The following is a 20,386-nucleotide window of genomic DNA, read 5'->3' as shown; positions in this document are numbered from 1 at the left end:
TGAGCGATCAGCCCATGGCGTGGACGTTGGCCAACGCCAATGAGTTACGGATCATTTTGATCCCGTGGGCGGTGCCGACGCTCTCGGGGTGAAACTGCACGCTTTCGATCGGCCGGGTACGGTGCCGCGCCGCCATGTTGACGCCATCGTCCGAGTACGCCGTGGCCACCAATGGGCTTGATGTTTGCGGCTCGGTGATGGCCAGCGAGTGGTAACGCACCACAGTGACGGCCGACGGTACATCCTGGAAAACGCCGCGGCCGTCATGATGCACCTGGGCGTATTTGCCATGCTGGGTGGTCGGTGCACGGCTGAGCTTCCAGCCGAAATGTTCGCCCAGTGCCTGATGCCCCAGGCAGACACCGAAAATGGCCTGCTGCTCATCCATCGCGCGAATGATCTGCGGGTAGCCATGATCTTCGGGAGTGCCCGGCCCTGGACCCAGAACCAACAACTGCGGTCGCCACTGTCGGTATTGGGCGATCGGATCATCGTTGACGCGAACGACCCGGGTTTCTGCACCCACGGCCGAGTAATACTGCTCGATGACATACACAAAGCTGTCGAAGACGTCGATCAACATCACTTTCATGCGCAGGCTCCCATCGCTCGGGAAAACGACTTGATCTTCGCTCCCGCTTCATTCCATTCATCCTCGGCCTCGGAGTCAGCGACGACTCCCGCCGCCGACTGCAACACATAGCGTCCGGCGTTGCCGACAATGGTGCGGATCGTCAGTGCCAGCACCGCGCTGTTGGGCCCGGTGATATAGCCGACACAACCGGTGTACAGCCCGCGTGCGGTGCCTTCCAGCTCGGCGATGATTTCCATTGCGCGGACCTTGGGTGCGCCGGTCATGGTTCCCGCCGGGAAATTGGCCACGATCAGATCCCAGACATCGCATTGCTCGCGTACCCTGGTTTCCACAGTGGACACCAGGTGCAGCAAGGACCCGTAAGTGTCCTGCTGCATGAACGAACTCACCTGGACGCCCCCGGGAACCGCGCACCGGGCCAGGTCGTTGCGCGCCAGATCGACGAGCATCAAGTGCTCGGCGGCTTCCTTGGGAATCTTGTCCAGCGGACTGCCGCGCTGATCCTCCCGGCTCATGGTGCCGGCAATGGGCCGGACCTGGGCCACGCCGTCCTGCAGGCGGATCATCAGTTCAGGACTGGATGACACGACATGCAGGTCGGCAAGGTCGAGGTAGTACATGTAGGGCGCCGGATTGACCGTTGCCAGACGCTCGTAAAGATCGATCGGAGCAATCGTCGCGCTGGACACGGCACGCCGGCACAACTGCACCTGATAGATGTCACCGGCGCGGATGTACTCCTTGGCCCTTAAAACGGCGGCACAGAAGTCCTCGCGATCAGTGACGTCCTCGATCACCGCGACTTCAGTGCCGAGTCTTGCAACAGGTGCCGTCACCGGCGGATTGCGCAGCACGGCGAGCAGGGCATCCAGTTGCGCTGCCGCGTTGTCGCCGGCATTGAGTACGTCGATCCGCGCCGGACCTTCGGGAGCTTCGTAGCGGACGACATGCCGATAGACCCGCACCACCACCTCCGGGACATCTGGCTCGATGGCAATCTCCGGCAGGTTTTCGACAAACCGCGCGGCGCTGTAGCCCAGCGCCAGCACCAGCGGAAAGCCCTCCGGCAGGGCCAGCGTCTGGGTGACGCGTCGCAGGCGTTCGCACAGGCTCGCCTGCGAATTGTTCAGCAACTGCTCGCACGCGGCCAGGGCCCACTGGAACGGCGCACCGGTCGACAAGTACCAGGTGTCGTTGACCAGTTTCAACTCCAACAACAGGTCGATCATGAAGGTGGTCTGGTTGCCGTCGACCGGCAGAAAACCCGCACCGGTCTCGAACAATGCCGGGCACGGATACAGCCCCAGCAGGCCTCGCCGCACCTGGGCGAGCGGCGCCGCATCGCTGATTTCGTGGTGCTCCACGCTCCACAGGGGGATGGGTTGTAATGAGCTCACAGGGCGGGCTCCCGTTGATCGCGGATACGTGCGTGCTTCCAGGAAATGTAGGCACCGGTCTCGGTCCTCGGGTCCAGGTTCTGTGCCAGTTGCAATTGGACCGAGGTGCCGAAATGGCCGGCCATCTGCTCCTGTACCTCGGCCAGCGAACGCTCACCGATCCCTGCCACCATCGACACCTCGACATGGTCGCTGCCGTCGCTGGCGGAACAGATCCTGACCTCGTAGCCGGAGACCCACTCGGCCGCCGTCAGCACCGCCGACTCGATCAGAGCCGGGAGTACCTGGCGACCGGCCAGGGTCATCACATCACTCACCCGGCCAAAGACCCGCAGGCAACGCGAACGATTGCCGCATCCGCATTCTTCGGCAGAATGCAGGCGCGCCAGGTCGCCGGTGCGGTAGCGGATCAGCGGTTTGGCGCCGGGTACGAGCATCGTCAGGCACAGCTCGCCGATATCGCCGTCCATCCCGGGCACCGGAAGAATCTCCGCCAGATAGTTGGTCTCGGAAAAGTGCAGGTTGCCGTTCGGGCAACCGGTGGCCACCGCGTGAGCTTCCTGAGAGCCATACAGGCCGTGGGTGCAATGCGCATCCCAGACCCGGGCAATATTGCTCAGCATCTGCGGCGTGCACAGTTCGCCCAACACCATGATCTGCCCAACTGCTGTCGCGCGCGGATCGATCCCCTGACTCACATAGAGGCGGGCCAGGGCCAGCGCGACGGCGGGTGAGCAGATCAGCGAGCGGACACCGAGGTCGTTGATCAACTGGGCGGCTTTGACCAGGCCGACCCGAGGGCTTTCCGGCCATAGCCGTACGTAAGGAATGCCCAGATTGCGGCAGACCTCGCCATAGGTATCGCCGAACGCGTAGAGCTCCGACGGCCCCATGATCGCGGTGAGGGCATGAGTGGTGCCGAAGGTCGACTGATACAGGTCGGCAACAGCCTTCTGCACATAGGCGCCGCTGGTTTCGACATCGATCGCCGCGCGCGGGCAGGGGGTTGGCAGCCCGGTGGTCCCGGTGGTCTCGTAGTACACCGCGATCTGGTCGAACGGCAGGCTGCAGACCGAGCGGCCCACGGCGCGCAGGTCGTCCTTAGTGGTGAACGGTACGCCGTCCAGCGCCGGCAAGGCGCTCGGACTGCCCGCTTGCGAGCGCAGGTGATCGGCATAGAACGCCGAGCGTTGCGCGACATAGCGCAAGACTTCCTCGGCCCGTTGCTGCCCGTTGGCCTGCAGCGTCTGCGGCGTCGTGCGTCCATCCAGGTAGGCGTCCACATCATCCAGCCATTGCTGGTGCAGGTTGTCTCTGATCATGACTGGGTCTCCGCGTTCAGGCACTTGGCGAACTCACCGATGGTCTCGGTGAGCATGAGGTCCTCCAGCTCAATGGGCTGTGACAACCTGGAGCCAAGTTCGACCTTGATCTTCATTGCCGACAGCGAGTCGCCGCCCATGTCGAAGAAGTTGTCGTCGGGCAGTACTGGCTGTCCGAGATGCTGGCTGATCACACCAATCACGATGCGCAGGGTGGATTGCGAAGCCTTGCCATTGGGTTCTTTCATGTCATTCCTCATGGTTTCTCGCAGGGCCAGCACATCCACCTTGCCGTTCTTCGACAGGGGCAAGCGGGGCAACGACTGGACAGTTTTCGGCACCATGTACGCGGGCAGCCGTTGGCTCAAGGTCAACGTGATTGCAGGCGCCAGTCCGGGCTCGCCGACATACACCAGGGCAATCTGTTTGGGATGCCCGTCGGGCCCCGGCAGTGCTATCGCACAGGCCCGCGAGACGCCGGCGCAGGACTCGGCGACGCCCTCGATTTCTCCCAGCTCGATGCGCAGACCATTGAGCTTGATCTGGTTGTCGATACGTCCGAGGATCTCGATTTCGCCGTTAGGCAGGTAACGCCCAAGGTCGCCGGTGCGGTACATGCGCCGCCCGCTGCGCGGGTGCTGGACAAAGGCCTTGCCGGTCAGTTCCGGCTGGCCGATGTAGCCACAGGCCAGGGAAACATCGCTCTCCACCAGCATTTCCCCGGGCACCCAATCCGGGCAATCGGTCCAGTCGTCGGCCACGATGTGGTAGACAGAGTTACGCATGGGCGCGCCGTAGATCACCGAACGCACTCGCTGGCCTTCTTGTTCGTCGATCTCGTGCAGCACCGACCAGTTGGTGGTCTCGGTGGGACCTCCGCAGGAATACAATCGCGCGTTCGGATACAGCGCCCTGGCGCGTGGCAACAGTGGCAGTGGAATCCAGTCGCCCGCCATGACGATGTTGGCCAGCGAATCCACCGCGCAGAAACTCCGTGCAGTTTCCGCAACACTGCACAGCAGGTCCATGATCGCCGGAACACAGGCCCAGAAGGTAACGCCGTGACGCCGCTGGAGTCGTAGCCAGGCATCGGGGTCCGGGCCCGCCGCCTGAGCTGGCACCACCACCGAGCCGCCGTGCAGCAGGGGGCCGAAGATATCGAAGACCGACATGTCGAAATGCAGGGCGGCAGTGGCCAGATGGCGAGTGGAGGCATCCAGGCCAAAGCGCTCGACGACGTCATAAACGTGGTTGACTACTGCGGCCTCCGGGATCTCGACACCCTTGGGATTACCGGTAGAGCCGGAGGTGAAGATCACATACGGCGAGTAGTCCGCAGCCAGAGGTGCGAGAGTCAGCTCCGTGTGCTCGGCAGTCCAGTAATGCAGGTCCTCATCGGTCAGTACCAGCCGCTGGATCTGCTCCGGCAACGGGGTATCGATACCGGCGATAACCGTGTGCACTCCGGCCTGCGACAGCATTGAACGAATACGCTCGGACGGCAGATCGATATCCACCGGCACATAACCGACCCCGGCCAGCAGGCAGCCATAGACAGCCGCGTAGTGGCCGCTGCCCTTGGGCAGGACGATGCCGACAAAACGTTCATCAGGGTTACGGGTGTGTTGGATCATCTTGCTGATCCGTGCTGCGGCCCGGCCGATTTCACCCCAGCTGTAGCTGCGCCGGGTATCGATCACTGCGGTTTCCCCGGCGCGCTCGGCAATCCGTGCCAGTAGCAGGTCACGCAAGTGAACCTGCGGCACGGGGGCCTGAGTCGCGTTTACGGCGCGGCGTACGTCAATCTGCGCGGCGGGGCGCAGGTCAAGCCAGGTGCGTTGCCAGATCTCGCTGTCGTCGGCCAGTTGCTGCAGCAATGTGCTGAATGCGCCGAACATCGACTCCACGACTTCGGGACGAATGACCCCGGTGAGGTAATCCCATTTGAAGTACAACGTGCCTTCGGATTCGCGCAGTTGCACATCGAGGGTGACTTGCGGTGTTTGCGAGACGCCGTAAACCTCTGGCCCAAGCAGCGCCGCATCATGGCGTCCTGGGTGCCCGAGCAGGCTGGTGAGGACGATCGGCATCAGTGGCGCGCCGCCACTGCGCCGGACCCGGGCCAGCTCGCGCAGCACCTCGACACCGTTGAACAGGCGATGATCCAGTGCCTGCCATATGGCGCCCTGCAGTTGCTGGCCACGAACCTCGAGGGTGTCGGCGGCCGCGGTTTCATAGGGCACCAGCAAGGTGTTGGTGAAGTCACCGACAACCTGGTCGACATCGGCAGTGACGGGCATCCGGTCGGAGACCGGGAAGTTCAGGGTGAAGCGGTCTTCTTCGCCCCAGCAGCGCAACACTTCGCACAAGGCCAGCGCGACCACGCCGGACGGAGAGATGTTGCGCGCCTGCGCCCGGGCCTGCAGTCGCTCCCAGGCATCGACGGCGAGGGTGCCTTCGTGTCGCTCGAAGTGCGACGTGCCGCTGAACTCTCCAGGCTCCAGTTGAGGCAGGCGCGGGGCTGCCGGCAGGTGATTGATCTTCTCCAGCCAGTATTCGCGGTCGGCCTGGTACTGGGCGCTCTTGAGCACTTTTTGCCGATAGGCGACGTAGTCATGGAAGCTGGTCTGCAGCACCGGCAGTTGTGGATCATCTTCCAGATACAGATCGATCAGGTCGGGAATGATCACCTGGAAAATCGACCAGGCGTCGGCGATCAACATGTCGATGCACAGATGCACCCGGCTGGCGCTGGCACTGATGCGACTGATGCGGAACTGGAACAGCGGCCATTGCGTGGTGCCGATTTCTTCGTTGGCCATGCGGTCGCGAACCGCATCGATCTCGCGCTCGATCTGCGCGCCGTCCAGAGCACTGAGATCGACATATTTCACCGCTTGCGTGCCGTCGACGTCGCCGATGCTCTGGCGGCCGCTGGCATCGATGGTCATGCGCAGCATTGGATGGCGTTGCACTAGCAACCCCACGGCACGGGTGAAACGCTCGCTATCGAGGGCTTGCACTTCCCACTCGAAATACCCCTGGCAGCCGACGCCGCCGTAGTCGTAGAACGAACCACGACCGATCCACAGCGCCTGCTGGCTTTCGTTGAGCTCGAACGGCAGCCATTGCTGCTCTGCCGGTAAGTGCTCGAACGTCGGCAACTGAGTGTTGTGCGAGGCATTGGCCAGGAGCACCAGATTCGCCAGAACCGGCTCCTCGAGGAACGCCCCCATTTGCACATGAATGCCATGCTTGCAGGCCAGTTCGCCGACCATGCGCAAGGCGCGCAGGGAATCGCCACCGGCGTCGAAGAAGCTCGCCTCTAGCATGGCTTCGTCACAGAGCGTCCAGGCCAGCCAGCAGTCACGTACCGCGTGGTCTGCCGGGCTCTGCGGGACAAAAACGGTCTGGTTCGCATCGCGCTCGATCGGGCTGACCTGCAACGCGCTGTAGTCCACCTTGCCATTGCGCCCGAGGGGCAGGGCGCTGGTCACGATCTGGCCGGGTTGGGCGGCCGGGTGCAAGCGCGCGGCCAAGTGCTGGCGAACCCGGGCGACCACTTCTTTGGCACCGGGAGCCAGCTCCAGGAACAATGCCAGCGTCGCTCCGAGGTCATTGCTCAAGCAATTGGCCGCGGCCTTCACCACGCCCGGAACTTGCAGCGCGGTGATCTCCAGTTCAGTCAGGTCGACCCGATGGCCGCGGATCTTGACCACGGAGTCGGTACGGCCAAAGATTTCCACGGTGCCATCGGCCGCCATGCGCGCCCGGTCGCCGGTGCTGTATTGCAAGGCCGACGTGGCGTCCAGAGTGTTGCCACGAAAGGCTTTCCTGGTGTCCTCGGGATTGACATAGCCCACCGACAGCGTTTCGCCGGTGATGATCAACTCACCGACACAACGGGCCGGCAGTTGTTGGCCATTGCGGTCGACCACGTACATCCGGGCGCCAGGAATCGCGCGGCCTACCGAGGGCAGCAAGGTGCGGCGCGGGGCGCTCAGGTCTTCGATGGAGACTACGGCGGCTTCTGCGGAGCCGTAGACATTGATCACCCGGTAGCCGAGGTCGCTCGGCGGCCATTGCTTGCAGCGTTCACCGGCGATCAGCATGGTGCGCAGACCGGTTCGGGTGCTCGTGGCCCACAATGCTTCGGCAATGGAAGTCATGGCCAGTGTGTGGTTCATGTCGCCTTCAAGCAGCCAGCGTGCCAGCAGGTTGACGTCCTGCAGCACCTGGGGCGCAGGGATGCATACCGTGCCGCCGGCACACAGAACCGGCAGCGGGTCGACTTCGACCATCCCGTAGCCGGGCGACGACAGCCATGAGCCGCGGCTATGCTCGCCAAGTCCGGCCTGCTCGATGACAGCGTCGAGGGTCGCGGCCATCCCCCGATAGGACAGGCAAACGGCTTTGGGCCGTCCGGTACTGCCGGAAGTCCCGGCGATAAAACAGGCTTCATTGGTGCTGTCGACCCACTTGCCGTGCTCCCAATCGACGAGGGTAGGACGGACCTGCACCTTATCGATATCCAGCAGCGGAAAGGTCAGCAGCTCGCGCGCGCGTTCGGTGGTGCTGCCGGCGGTCAACACCGCATGCGGACTGCACTCTTCGATGAAGGCACGGATGCGTTCATCAGGATGCGCCGGGTCGATCAGCACGCAGGTACCGCCCATGCGTTGCACGGCGATGATCGCGGCCAGATGCTGCCAGCCGCGTTCCAGGAACAACGCCAGGCGCGGGCTCGAACGGCGGGAGGTGACGCGCTCGCGTATGTGCTGGACCAATGCCTCGGAGGCGTTCCAGAGTTCGGCGTAAGTCAGGGTGCGATCGCTGTTGTCATCGACGATTGCCGCAGCCGAGGGTTTGCTCTGCACATGCCGGTAAATGCGCTCCACGAGAAACTGGCGCTCGACGGCTTCGGCCGGGGCCGGGCAGCCCGGTTGGAGCGCGGGCGCCGGCAGGGCCTTGGAATCAAGCACACGGGCGCAGGCGAAGGCCACCAACTCCAGCAATTCCAGGCTTACCGCCGGGGTCATGTAATCGCTGCGTACCGACAGTTGGCAGCGGCCCTCGTGCACCAACAGCCAGACCGGTGTTTGCGCCGCTGGCAGGTGCTTGCCATCGCTGATCTCGATATCGGCCCGCAATTGCGGCTCGCCATGGGACGCTTCGGCACTGTTGCGCAATTGCGAGATGTAGTCGCGAGCGTCTTCTGCAAGGTTCAATGTCATGCAATCGACGCTGAGCAGTGACGGCTTGGCGTCATCATGGATTGCCAACGTCAGCCGGCCTTCCGGACTGAGCAGGTAGCCCAGAACCGCGGCGACCGTGACCAGGTCATTCATGGTGGCCGTCAGGCCAGCGGGCAAGACGATCTCTTGCTGTTCTCGGGTGTTGTCCGCTGATTGCCCGGCCTGTGGCTGCGCAAACGCGTCCCACAGGCTGCGCTCACTCCCTGACAGCGATTGTGGCGCTTGGGGTACTGATGTCATGTCGTCCCTCATCTTGTTCATGCTTCCCTGTTTTCACGCTGTGAGTTCGTTTTCGATCTGGTGAATAGCCCCGATCTGCTCCGCCAGAACCGTGGCAGCCTCAAGCACGGCTGCACGTTCCTGGTCAGTCAGTGTCGAGGCATCGACTGCGATGACGCGTTTGCTGCCCTTGGCCGCCGTGTGCCAGGTTGCGGCAGCCCGGCCACCGATGAGCACTACCGGCCGGCCGTTACCGGCCGGGTCGTAGCCGCCGATGCGTTCCAGTTCAAGGCAGTCGCGCTGCCTGGAACCGGGCGCATAGCCCATGACCAACGGGTCCCAGGCCGGCAGAAAGCGGATCTGCTTGCTCGCGGGTTTCTGCTCGCGTTGCAGGAACTGCTCAAGACGCGCTTTCCCGGCCTCGCTATGCCACATCTGATCGGCGACCTGGCAGGCTGCGCAGGCTTGAAGCAGCGTGCGCGCGGTGTCCTTTGAAACCGCGAGCCACCAGGCGAGGTCATTGACCGTGACCGGTCCGTAGTGCTCGACGTAGCGCCCAGCGATGTCACGCAGCAACGAGTCGCGGTCCAGTGGCACACCGTCACCCGGCAACAGGCCTTCGGGTGCAGCCGAATACAGCCAGCGATTCGACCAATGATTGGCCGCCGGTATGCGAACCAACGCGCCGTCATAGGTCGCCACTGACGTCAACGCCCGCGCCTGGGGCGCCGGCAGTTCGAGGGCACTGGCGATGTCTTGCAGACGCACGGCGGCGCCTGTGCTCAAAGTGATCAGCGCCGGCAGCAGGCGTCGGTAATCGTCCAGGCCAAGCCCGACGTCCCGTAGCCGCCACTCGTGGTTGGCCAACGGCAGGCGAGTGGCCGCAAAGACGTTGCCTGCCAGCTCGCCGGGCAGCAGGAACTTGGAGCGCCGCATACCCGGGATACGCAACAACTCGCTGTCGTTTTCTTTCGCCAGTACGCTCTTGCGATCGAGGTTTTGATTGCGTGCCATGACCGCCAGCCAACTGGTGGGCCGCGCCGAATAAACGCCGACATAGGCCTGTGCTATCTGTGCCACCGTTGCTTGTGCCAGACGCTCGAAGTGTTCCGACACCATCCATTCCCGCAGGAGAGTGTCGGTGAGGCCATTGCAGGCAGTTCTAATGCTCATATGATTCTCGATTGGCTCTGAGGCTGCGCTGTTCAGTCGCCGACGACATCGAAGTTGCAACTGCGAGTGGCCTCGACCTGGTACATGTCGGACTTGGTCGGGACGAAGAACTTGCCGTCGTTACCCTCGCGATGGCGTTCCCCAGGCACCGAGACCGGCAGCGCCGGCTGCCCGGTGAGTTGTTCGTAGTCGCGGATCAGACGCGTCATGGACACCATGCGATCGAGCATCCGACGCAGCATCTCCATGCCTTCCTTGTCACCCAGCACTTCGCCTTTCTTGTCGCCCACGAGCATCGCCGGGAAGCCGTAGCCGACCATGATCATGCGGTTGAGCAAGGCGCACTGGAGCATCTGGTTGTAGACCTCGACATGGCCCATGCGCCGACCAGTGACCATGACCCCGGCCACTTTGTTGGTGAGGGTGCGGTCGTGGCGCAGGAACCCGGTGCCGACCCGTTCCAGGAACGCCGACATCAGAGGGGTTGCGCCAAAGCCATGCACGGCACAGGCGAAGATCACGCCATCGCTGGCTTCCATGAGGCGCACGGCGCGCGCGGCGTCATCTTTCTGGGCGCAGGGTTCGTTGCGAAAATTGCAATCACCGCAGGCCCCGCAAGGGTCGATTTTGGCGTTGGCCAATGAGAAAACTTCGAGAATGACATCCTGTTTTTCCAGGTACTCGGCCGCCCACTCCAGCGCCCTGGCATTGTTGCCATCCACCCGTTCCGAGCCATTGATGGCGACATACTTGATCTTGTCCGTCATGGTGCTTCTCTCTCCTTAGAGTTTTACCTGTTCCTGGGCACGACGATCGGCGGACCGTCGTGCCATGCCTCCAGCGCTGCCGGAGACTGTTTTAGCGTGCGAGGTAATCGGCGATCGGATACTTCGCGCAAAGCGCCTCGGCCTCTGCGCAGAATTGCTGGCGCAGGAGCGGATCGAGGGTGAACTCGCTGTCACCGAGCGGCGTCACCTCGTCCAGGATCCGGCAGAGCAGGTCGACGATCTCCCGGCAACCCTGTGGGTCGATATGACGCTGGGCGAGGGCGCCGGTACCGATGCGCAGGCCACTGGTGACGAAGGACGAGCGGGTTTCGCCAGGCACACGGTTCTTGTTGACGACGATTCCACAGTGCTCCAGCGCGGTCTCGGCGATAGCGCCGGTCATCGCTGCACGCAGGCGGATCAGAATGGTGTGGTTCTCGCTGCGACCGCCCACCACTTCATAGTCCCGGGCCTGGAATTCGCTGGCCATTACGTCCGCCGCAGTGCGGATGCGCTGCATCTCGGCATCGAACTCAGGGGTCATGGCGTAACCCAGTGCCGCGGCCTTGGCAGCCATCATGTTGACGGCCGGTGCGCCTTGCATCCGCGGGAACACCGCCAGTTCGAGCACGCGGCTGAACGTCGCTTCACGGCCAGGGACTTTTTCGTGGGCGTCACGGCCCGAGAGAATCAGGCCACCACGCGGGCCGGCGAGCTGCTTGTGGGTACAGGTGGTGGTGACGTGCGCAGCGTCGATCGGGCTCGGATGCCGCCCGGTTGCCACCAGACCGGCAATGTGCGAGATGTCGGCCATCAGGATGGCGCCGGCTTCGTCGGCGATCCGGCGGAAGCGCTCGAAATCCACGACTCTGGAGTAGGCCGTGGCACCGCAGATGATCAATCGCGGCCGATGTTCCAAAGCCAGCCTGCGGACTTCGTCGTAGTCGATCAGGCCTTCCTTGGTGGTGCCATAGCCGATGGCGTTGTAGTAAGTGCCCGAGAACGTCACGGGGCTGCCATGGGTCAGGTGGCCGCCGTTATCCAGAGCCATGCCCAGCAGCGTGTCGCCAGGCTCGAGCAAAGCCGCGAGTACCGAATAGTTGGCGCTGGAAGCCGAGTGCGACTGCACACCGGCGTACTGCGCAGAGAACAGCTCGCGGGCACGCTGGATCGCCAGAGACTCGACCAGGTCGACGTTCTCGCATCCGGCGTGATAGCGGCGTCCGGGCACACCTTCGGCGGTCACGTTGACCAGCACGGAGGACGACGCGGCCAGGGTTCGCGGCTTGACCGCGCAGCAAGAGGCCACCAGAGAGAGCGTGCGTTGCTGGCGAGCGACCTCGGCGTCGAGGATCCGCGCCAGTTCGGCATCATGTTCCTGCAGATCGGCCAGGCCACGCTTGAGCAGATCAGCCTGGGTCAGAAGTGGTTGATGATTGACTGTCATGACTTGCTATCCCTTCCTTTGGTGTTGTGTGCTGCAAAAGACAGCACGGTTTCCTCGACCTCGTGCGCATGGGTACGCACGAAGTAGTGCCCGCCACCGGCGAGGGTGGCGGCTTGGGTGACGTTAATGAACTTGCCCCATTGCGCCAATACGACTTCAGGCTCGGCGGTGGCCGGATCCTCGTCGCCCAGCAGCACCAGTGCCGATACGCCATTGGCCGGGTACTGCGTCAGGTAGCGATAGGCTTCGCAGGCGATCAGGTGGTCTCTTCGACCGCGAGCCAGCATGCTCTCGACCTGAATGTCGAGCAGTCCGGTGAAGGCCCCCAGCGATCGCAAGTAGTCGGTCCAGATCTGGTCCGAGGTGGTTTCAGCCGCACGAATCGCGGCGTCTGCATCCAGCACCGGGCGCGAGGCGGCCACCACCAGAGCGAGGTGGTTGTGGTGGGCGGCCATGCTTGAGGCAATGCACGCGGCGGTCGCCGCGCCTGCGCAGTGGCCATAGATCACCAGATGGGCAGCGCCGATTTCTTCGATGTCGCTGGCAAGGCTGTCGAGCAGACTTTGAAAATCCGCGGCGTTCTCCACCTCGGTATCACCGAAGTCCACGCCGAACACCTGCACATCCGGATTACCTTGAAACAGATTGCGGTAGGCCGTGGCGTCTCCGCCGCCGAAAGGCACCGCAATCACCGCGGTCGAACCCGCGGCTGCTTGCACGTCGCCAAAACAGACCAGACGTGCGGCTTGTCGGGCGGCGGCGCAGACAATGCGTTGAGCAAGACCCGCTGCCGTCGGGTGCTCGAAAAGAGTCACTATGGGCAAATTGCAAGACAGCCGCGACATCACGCGAATCGCGTCAAAGGAGTCGCCGCCGAGGTTGAAGAAGTTGTCCTCGTGGCCGACACTCGGCAGGTTGAGCACCTCGGCAAAAGTGGCGCAGACGCGAGCCACTTCATCAGCCAGAGCGTGTTCATCAAGCTGGATGTTTTCAGTCATTCCATTCACTCCTATCCATAAATACATCAGCGAGTTCATTGAGCAGATTGGTGGCTGCGCTGGCGTTGCAAAACGGTCCCTCGAGTTCCAGGAGCAGTTGCGAAGCGCCGGTACGCCGTATGTCGATGCCGACCGGAAAAGCGGCACTCATCACGTGTGAAGCCGGGATGCCGCGTCGACCGGCACCATTGATGAACAGCTCGGACGCGCGGCAGCAGGCCAGCGCCTGGCGCGCAGCCGGAGAGCGACGGGCGCATGCTTCAAGGCTGATTTTCCCGGGAAGCACAAGCGCTCCAGGGGTCGCCACGGAGCGTGGAACAAGACCCGTCATCATGCCGATGGCATCCTGCTGGTGAGCCTCGCGCCAGTTGTGCGACGAACACAGGGTGTCGCCCTCGGCGATGACACCGGCCCGCTGCAGGCAGCCCAGGAGTTTCGCCACGGGCGGCTTGTCGGCATTGATCGAGGCGATGTCCAGGGTGCGTTGCAGGCTGATGCGCTGCCGTTGGATGTCGAAGGCCAAGCGCCCGGTTTGCAGCAAACGCACGGGGGTCATGGCGTGCGCCGCAGCGGTCAGCTGCGCGCCATCAACTTCCGCGAGCTGTGCTTGTGCCTGGATGTATTCGCCATGGCGTTCGCGCCCTCGACGCATGCACATCAGGGCCGAGTCGATGTCTTCTGTTTGTAGCTGTCGTGCCAGCACCTCAAGGCTATGTTCGTCGGCCAACCCATGATGGATCGAGACCAGGCAGTGCACTCCAGTGCGGGTGGTCAGGCTGCCGGCGGCAAATAGCGCAGTGCCGGATCTGACAGCCAGCTGAACCTTGCGCAAGGCCTCTGGAGCGCCGTCTCCCCCCAGATCGAGCACTTCAAGATACTGGCCAAGCGCTTCGCCCCATCCAGCGATCACCAACTGACGCAAAAGTCCCGAATCCGGATGGATCGCAGTTTTGACCGGTATGACGATGGAAACTTCCTGAGCGACCCCGGCGTAGATGCCTTGGGCGACCATGGCCTTGGCCTCGACACTCAGCCTGGCATCGGCAAGTGCTTGCGTCATGCTCATCTGCTCGGTCGAGTCTTTGGTCGAGCGTTCAACTGTTATTTTTGGCATGTCAGATCCTCGACGCACAGGCAGCAGCCGGCGGCTATCTCGATCCATTGGGGAGCACATTCCCGGGCACTCGCATCTCTCCCGTTCAGCGGGAAAGACATAGAACGCGCACAGTTTTTTGTACGACAGACTCAGTCAGTCAGTCATGTCGTAAAAATGTGTCGGTGATTTACTGGCTATGAGCGGGCCAATCAATTTCTAAGGCGCACGCTAAGGAGAGAGCCTGACGTCATCTCGGGCACGGCTCTGAGGGTATGGGAGTTATTGCTTACAGCAGTTCGCTCATGGGATGAGGTGCTGAAAGCCGGGGACACAAGCGAGTGCGGCAGGCATCGAGCCACAGTCATGTCGGCAGAGAAAAACATTTAGCCATTCCTTAGCTTTGGTCGAAAAGTGTCGCCTCTTGGCGATCTCAATAATGCATTCTTTGACACGGCTCCAAACTCGTCCTTATGGAGCCAAGGAAACCCCTACGCGTCATGGGGAGTGACCTTAGTCGGAAATGTCGTAACCGCAAGTAAGATTTCTCCGATTATTAAAAATAATTGTCGGACGATCTGGAACTGCGGTTCAGCAGTGGAGAACAAACAGGGGTTGTTGTCAGCGCAGTATTGGAGGAGTGGTTCAAGGGTGAAGTGCGCTACGGCCCGGTAACAGGCCGCAGCGCCGAGGTGAGGGGAGAGATAGGGGGAAGGGTTCAGCCGTGAATATGTTCAGCCGCATGCATGGCCAGGTAGGCATCCAGCTTCTTGTCGTTCAAACCCAAGGTGTCGAGAATTTGCGCCATGAAACTGACCGGCGCGCTGCCGGGAGCCGTGACCACACCCTGGTCGGCAACGGCGTACGGTACGTCCTGGTAATAATCTGCTCCGCGATAATGCACCTGCTTCAGGTTGTCAACGGAATTGGAGGTGTGCTGCAAGTGATCCAGCACTCCAGCCTTGGCCAGTACGCGGGTACCGTCACAGATTCCCGCCACGACTATGTTCCTGTCGTGGGCCCCACGGACCAGCGCCTCGATGGCGGGTGCCTTGTTTGTTTTCCAGATCGGGCCTCCCGTCACAATCAGCAAGTCGACATCGTCCAGCCGAATGGCCTCGATGGCCAGGTTGGGGATGATGGTCATGCCTCCGGATGATGTCACTTGCTTGCCACCGGGAGCGGCAAAACAAGTCTCGAAGCCATAGTAGGCGCGGCCCGTGGAGTTGATCAGCGCGGGCTCCCAGTCAGAAAAATTCTCGGTGAGAATAGTAACGGCACGTACCATTTGAGTGTCCTTCTCAAGTTTCCATGATAATCAGCAGCAACCTGCCCAGCAGGGTTGTCCTGGTGGGCATGGCCATCGAGTGTAGACGCCAGCGGGGCTGATGAATGATGTGGCTGAGTATTGGCAGTGTGTGTTTCAACTGACAATGACAGTGATCAACGCGGCGGCATATTCAGGCGTGAAACGTTGAGAGGGTGTTTCGTTACGCTGCGCAGCCCGCCGTTCTTACCTGGGAGACTTAAAGCCAGACGCCCAGGTTCAAACAGGCTCCATTCGGGAAAACTGGCTTCTCAACCACTTATAGAGTTGCGAAACGGCAGGAGAAATCTGCTTGCGGTGCGGACAGACCATGCTTAACGGCGAAGCGTTGCCCGGATGATCCGCCAGCAACACGACCAGTCGCCCGGCGCTCACGTCAGCGCTGACGTCCAGCCTGTTGGCGCCGGCGCCGAATTGACCCAGTTGCCGAGATATCACTGACCCGGGCAGACTCCTCGACAACCACTACTTTTACTGGATTTGTGTTGACTTGAGGGTGGGTTAATCGCACGTCAGCACGTGGGTCAATTCAGCGTTGGCGTTAACAGTGGAGCGCCTCCGAGTGTTAGCTGAGTCACTATTTCAGGCAGTGTCGGAGTATCAGCTCCGGGCGCTCAGCAGCCTGACAAGGACTCTTCATTAGCTTGGAGGGCTGACCATCACGAATTCAGTCAAGCTCACGGTGACAGCAACGCTGGCGTTCATTGTAGGAGACGATCGGCTTCCGATCACCGTGAATCGAGCCTAAACTGGGTACTCAAGAACGCCGCGCAGGACATGGCTATGAAAAACGCATTTGTCGCAGAGTTTCTCCGCGGCGCCAGAGAGGCGCCACGTTTGTATTTCGCGCCGTTAGTGGGAGCAATAAAGGAGGTCCGAGCTGAGTTCCGCAGGGTATCGAAGCGCTCAGACACCTCTGAATAAGCATTACTGAGCGAACCTGACGGGAGAAGATGGCAGCCGCTAGATCACTCCGGTCGCCGTGCTGTTTGCTCAGGCAGGCACGGAAGCCATGCTGCGGATGCACTCGGAGTTCGAGGATGTGAACGATGACGCCAGGCCGTGTTCGGCCCAGCGGATCAGCCGTTACGGCGTCCATTCGGCGCGTTCGCGGTGGCTCTTGGGCATGTGCCCGGTCTGGGTGGTGTGGCGGCAAGTGGCTGGCCACGCGCTGGTTGGCATGGAAGCACTCCACCATCTGTGTGGCAGCTAGCTAAATAGCCGAGAAAACTAACGTAGGGCAGTTTTGCCGCACTCGACTAACGACCGGATCTAAGCTTTGCTGAAAATAAAGTTACAGAGAGGGCAAGCGGAAACATAGCGGGATGGATTTTTGAAGTAGAGCACCAGTGACAAACCCTGAAGCTGGCCGTGTAAACCTGCTTTTTTGCTGTTAACCAGTGTAGCTAACAGTGAAAAAAACAGGTTTACACGACTAGGCTATTGTAAAATATCTAGCGGACGAAATATCCGCCGTAGATGGTAATTTTTTGACCAGTGATTCTCCCTGGAGCTTGAAACTCGGTATTCCTCCAACTCATTATTTAGGATACGCCATTAGTTAAGGCGCCAGGATCTTAAATCTCTGGTGGTTGTGAGGAAAGCACTTTCAGTGCATGACTGTAATCTCGATAGCCAGCTTTCTGGGCCGCAATATCCAGTGCGAGACGGTGCGCAACTTCGCGCTCACGCTTAATTGCTTTGGCGAGTCGTTTTATACCTACTATAGTGGTTGGGATGAAAGAATCATCTTTCATAATAACCTCCTTACAATTAGTCAATGCTGAGATAAATTAAAAGCGCTGCGGATAGTTTGATCGGCTTACAATTACATTCTGTCTTTAAATCGACATCTAAAAAGTCACCGCCCTATGAAATGGAATCGAAGTATTGTCAGTGATGTGCTAGCTTCCAGGACAAGTAATCGACCAATTTCTTGCTTCGGGGCCAGACGTATTGCCTACATGGCGAATTCACGATCGACGGACCCGCGACAGGGCGAAACCCGTTCGTCCAGAGATGATGCGTAATGTGCTTAGGCGACATCCCCAAAAAAACTGCCAGCTCTGGGCCCAAGATGTACCTTCGCCTGAACCTTTCGATTGCAGCAGGCTTAACCAGCTGCAACGTACCCCGCCCCCTACGAACCGACGTACTCCAGAGGATCCCTAGCCGAACCATTGCATAAGCGACTTCCTCTTTGACTCCCAGAAGAGCAGCAGCTTTAGCGACCGAGATCCCTGGAAAATCTGAGGATTTTTGAAGCGCGTGCTGTACCCAACCTGCTAGGTCTTGAGGTCTCAAAAGCCAATGTCCGATCGCAGCCTTGCTTTCGTCTATATCCCTAAAAGCTTTCAGTTCGCCTGATTGAATTGCTTCAATCATCTCAACGAGACCTCTGCCTGTTGGAAGGTGGTGCTTAGCCAGATAATTGACCGTTACAAGCGTATTGCCAGGGGGCTCCTGTGTGCGCTCAAGTCTCAGGCCATTGAGCGAGTCAACATCGATCAGCCATTTTTCGCCAGCGTTGGGCTTGCCACCGTAGAATTTCAGAATCCCCCCTGTGATCAACTGCCGCACACGCTCAAGGTTGATGTGTAACAGCTTCGCCGCTTGCCTCAGATTCACTGCTTTCTGCATAAGCAGAGCGAGTTCGCGAAGCTGGATGACATCCACAACTTTCGACTTGCGGCCGCTTGAATGAACTATTTCCCTAGAGGCAAGTTCGCCGTGGTCGTGCAGTCTCTGTACGCAGGACTTAAGTAAGCCCGTTAACCGAGTCGCCTCATTAATGGAGACCCAACGATGGTCAGCAATCGTATTTTCGCTCAGATAGCGGTTTCTCCTCGCTAAAGGAGCCTCCCATGCCTGCTGAACAAATGACTCGAACTCCGCGCGTACAAATGCGAAGCATGGCGCTTGCAGATCATGATAAATGTCTCTGTAAATTGGCCCAAAGGCGGAGGCAAGTTTCCAATCCATCCCTGTGGATCTAGTCGACCTGAGATCGCTCAGCAGATCCCCGAACGCCCGGGGCCAATTCATGAGTATTTCTCCAGCCGCTTGAGCCAATTCACGCGAAATCTCAAGCGATCCCGAATTCGCCAGCTTCAATGGTTTTGAGTTTTCTGATCTCACGATCCTGACAGCGAGTCGGGTCGACAAGGCATGGAGCTGCTCATAGGTCAGGACAGCCAGGTCGTTGCCTCCTGATATGTGTTCCTGCCGAAGCCTCGCCTCCATAGCAGCCGTCATCCAAGCGCGAGCATCCTCTGCAGGGGCAGCAGGTGCGCTTCGTGAGGTCAGGAAATAACCACAGGTTTTACAGCTGTTGGCCAGCATGGCGTCGCGCTTCATTTTTGCAGAACACCCTGGGCATCTGTCCTGCAGGGGTACCCCGTGAACTGAACAGCTCGTTACTAGCGTCAGATCCCAGGACTCTTTCCAGTAAGCGCTCTCAGCCAAACAGCACGAGCAAAACCGCTTGTGCTGCAGTGACCAGACCTTGAGCGTCTTGGTTTTCGGCCGCCTAAGTTCGCAGGATACTGGCGACCAGCTCACCGGCAGCGTCATGGTACAAAACCAGTCAGTTACGTCTTCATCACTGGCTTCCTGAAAAGCCTTGATCAGTTCGTTACCCGTTAAGCCATTGGCCCCCGCCAATCGTTGTAGATACCCTAATAAGCTCTCATCGCGCTGAGGCTGTGGATTGATTAAAAGACCAAACATTCCTGTACATCCATGGAAACAGTGAGATACCGAAGGGTTTCTATAGAGGAGGAAGGCCGGGGTATCTCCCCGGCCTTCTCTTTAGGCCGCGATTAGATCGAATTTTTCGAACGGCTCATGAAATCCAATCAAAGGCTTGAAGTTAAAGCTGATACTGAATGGATTTCGCTGGTCTGTCGCTTTGCTCCATACCTCATCCAAAAACGCTTCGGCTAGGACATACAGATTTATGCCTTCGAGCTCTCGATGCTGGACGAGCCAAACAGCGCGATCCAGAATCTTGATCAGGTAGTCAATCAAGCCATATGACGCCATGTGAAAGCGTCTTAACAACTGAGGCTCCGTAAAGCTGATGGCCTTAACCGGCAATAGACTAGCGATCACCTCGAGAAGCATTGCAAACTGCGCCGATGTGCTTTCGTCATAGCTAAACCGGTTGTATTCAACCGTCGCAGAAAACCTTCGTCGCAGTTGCTCATTCGCCCATAGCAGGCCCTCGGTTCGCTTCAATCCGACGAGTACGAAGGTGATGCTGGTTTCGTTCATCAGGCTCTTGATCCAATCTGCGGCTTCATACGCATCGTTGCGTCGGTAATCCACCAAATGTTGGGCTTCGTCGAGCACCACGACTTCAACCCCCAGATTAGTCATGAGTAGAATGATGCGAGCGAACTTGACCTCCGCAGAATGACCGCGAGCATCCGCGTACGGATCCCTTAGTGCTGTCAGCATCGCTGTTGCCAAGTTTTTCTTGGTGGGTGATGAGGGAATCTCAACCACCAAGACCGTCCGCTTCCCGGATCCCGGAGGTTCCGCTGCTTTCAATTCCCTGACGTACTCCTTGATCAAGGTGCTTTTCCCCACCCCGCTCGGACCTTGGATGACTAAGCCCTTGCTCGCCCCGGTACGCCGGGTATCACCGTGAACTTCACCCAAGCGCGTCAAGGCTCGCTCGGCTTGAGGGCTGTGAATGAAATGGTGACGCAGAGAGAAGGGAAGAATACTTTGTGCGATAGCGTTCATGGTCGATCACCGACTGATGGCGGACGGTAGGAAACCTTGAA

The 20,386-nt window shown here is 60.1% G+C and carries 13 protein-coding genes and 2 pseudogenes; all 15 read right to left on the bottom strand.

Going from position 1 to position 20,386, the window contains the following annotated elements; genetic code table 11:
• Positions 1-7: 7 nt before the first annotated feature.
• Positions 8-592, bottom strand: a complete 585-nt coding sequence (locus M5B99_RS11340; protein WP_248804099.1) for an aminodeoxychorismate/anthranilate synthase component II — start codon at positions 590-592, stop codon at positions 8-10.
• Positions 589-1,992, bottom strand: a complete 1,404-nt coding sequence (locus M5B99_RS11335) for an anthranilate synthase component I family protein (protein WP_248804098.1) — start codon at positions 1,990-1,992, stop codon at positions 589-591. Before M5B99_RS11335 ends, M5B99_RS11340 begins: the two co-directional genes overlap by 4 nt.
• Entirely contained in the window at positions 1,989-3,314 is a 1,326-nt protein-coding gene (locus tag M5B99_RS11330) for a phenylacetate--CoA ligase family protein (RefSeq protein WP_248804097.1), read from the bottom strand. The genes M5B99_RS11335 and M5B99_RS11330 overlap by 4 nt, the downstream gene beginning before the upstream one ends.
• On the bottom strand, positions 3,311-8,809 hold the full coding sequence (locus M5B99_RS11325) for a non-ribosomal peptide synthetase (protein WP_248804096.1): 5,499 nt from the start codon (positions 8,807-8,809) through the stop codon (positions 3,311-3,313). Before M5B99_RS11325 ends, M5B99_RS11330 begins: the two co-directional genes overlap by 4 nt.
• Positions 8,810-8,842: 33 nt before the next feature.
• Positions 8,843-9,961, bottom strand: coding sequence for a DNA glycosylase AlkZ-like family protein (locus M5B99_RS11320; protein WP_248804095.1), 1,119 nt, complete (start codon positions 9,959-9,961; stop codon positions 8,843-8,845).
• Positions 9,962-9,993: 32 nt separating this feature from the next.
• Positions 9,994-10,728 carry a flavodoxin family protein gene (locus M5B99_RS11315; RefSeq protein WP_104995203.1) on the bottom strand — a complete coding sequence of 245 codons (735 nt, stop codon included), beginning with the start codon at positions 10,726-10,728 and terminating at the stop codon, positions 9,994-9,996.
• Between the two features lie 91 nt (positions 10,729-10,819).
• Positions 10,820-12,175 (bottom strand): serine hydroxymethyltransferase, encoded by a 1,356-nt coding sequence (gene glyA / locus M5B99_RS11310; RefSeq protein WP_248804094.1) that lies wholly within the window; start codon positions 12,173-12,175, stop codon positions 10,820-10,822.
• The gene (locus M5B99_RS11305; protein ID WP_248804093.1) at positions 12,172-13,173 is read right to left on the bottom strand and encodes a phosphopantetheine-binding protein; all 1,002 of its coding nucleotides are present in this window, start codon (positions 13,171-13,173) and stop codon (positions 12,172-12,174) included. Before M5B99_RS11305 ends, glyA begins: the two co-directional genes overlap by 4 nt.
• Entirely contained in the window at positions 13,166-14,335 is a 1,170-nt protein-coding gene (locus M5B99_RS11300) for a hypothetical protein (protein ID WP_248804092.1), read from the bottom strand. Before M5B99_RS11300 ends, M5B99_RS11305 begins: the two co-directional genes overlap by 8 nt.
• Positions 14,336-14,984: 649 nt before the next feature.
• Entirely contained in the window at positions 14,985-15,554 is a 570-nt protein-coding gene (locus M5B99_RS11295) for a DJ-1/PfpI family protein (RefSeq protein WP_248804091.1), read from the bottom strand.
• Positions 15,555-15,812: 258 nt separating this feature from the next.
• A pseudogene (locus tag M5B99_RS11290) lies at positions 15,813-15,986 on the bottom strand (LysR family transcriptional regulator); the annotation flags it as partial.
• 583 nt (positions 15,987-16,569) lie between these two features.
• Positions 16,570-16,788, bottom strand: a pseudogene (locus M5B99_RS11285) (IS21 family transposase); the annotation flags it as partial.
• Positions 16,789-17,170: 382 nt separating this feature from the next.
• Positions 17,171-17,350 (bottom strand): hypothetical protein, encoded by a 180-nt coding sequence (locus M5B99_RS11280; protein ID WP_177124381.1) that lies wholly within the window; start codon positions 17,348-17,350, stop codon positions 17,171-17,173.
• A gap of 136 nt (positions 17,351-17,486) precedes the next feature.
• Positions 17,487-19,322 (bottom strand): TniQ family protein, encoded by a 1,836-nt coding sequence (locus M5B99_RS11275; RefSeq protein ID WP_248804090.1) that lies wholly within the window; start codon positions 19,320-19,322, stop codon positions 17,487-17,489.
• A gap of 81 nt (positions 19,323-19,403) precedes the next feature.
• The gene (locus tag M5B99_RS11270) at positions 19,404-20,345 is read right to left on the bottom strand and encodes a TniB family NTP-binding protein (RefSeq protein WP_177124383.1); all 942 of its coding nucleotides are present in this window, start codon (positions 20,343-20,345) and stop codon (positions 19,404-19,406) included.
• Positions 20,346-20,386 lie beyond the last annotated feature (41 nt).

The organism is Pseudomonas sp. MWU13-2100, assembly GCF_023242365.1.
Lineage (GTDB): Bacteria > Pseudomonadota > Gammaproteobacteria > Pseudomonadales > Pseudomonadaceae > Aquipseudomonas.
Note: the sequence above shows the minus strand (reverse complement) of the source record. Positions and strands in the feature narration are given on the sequence as shown.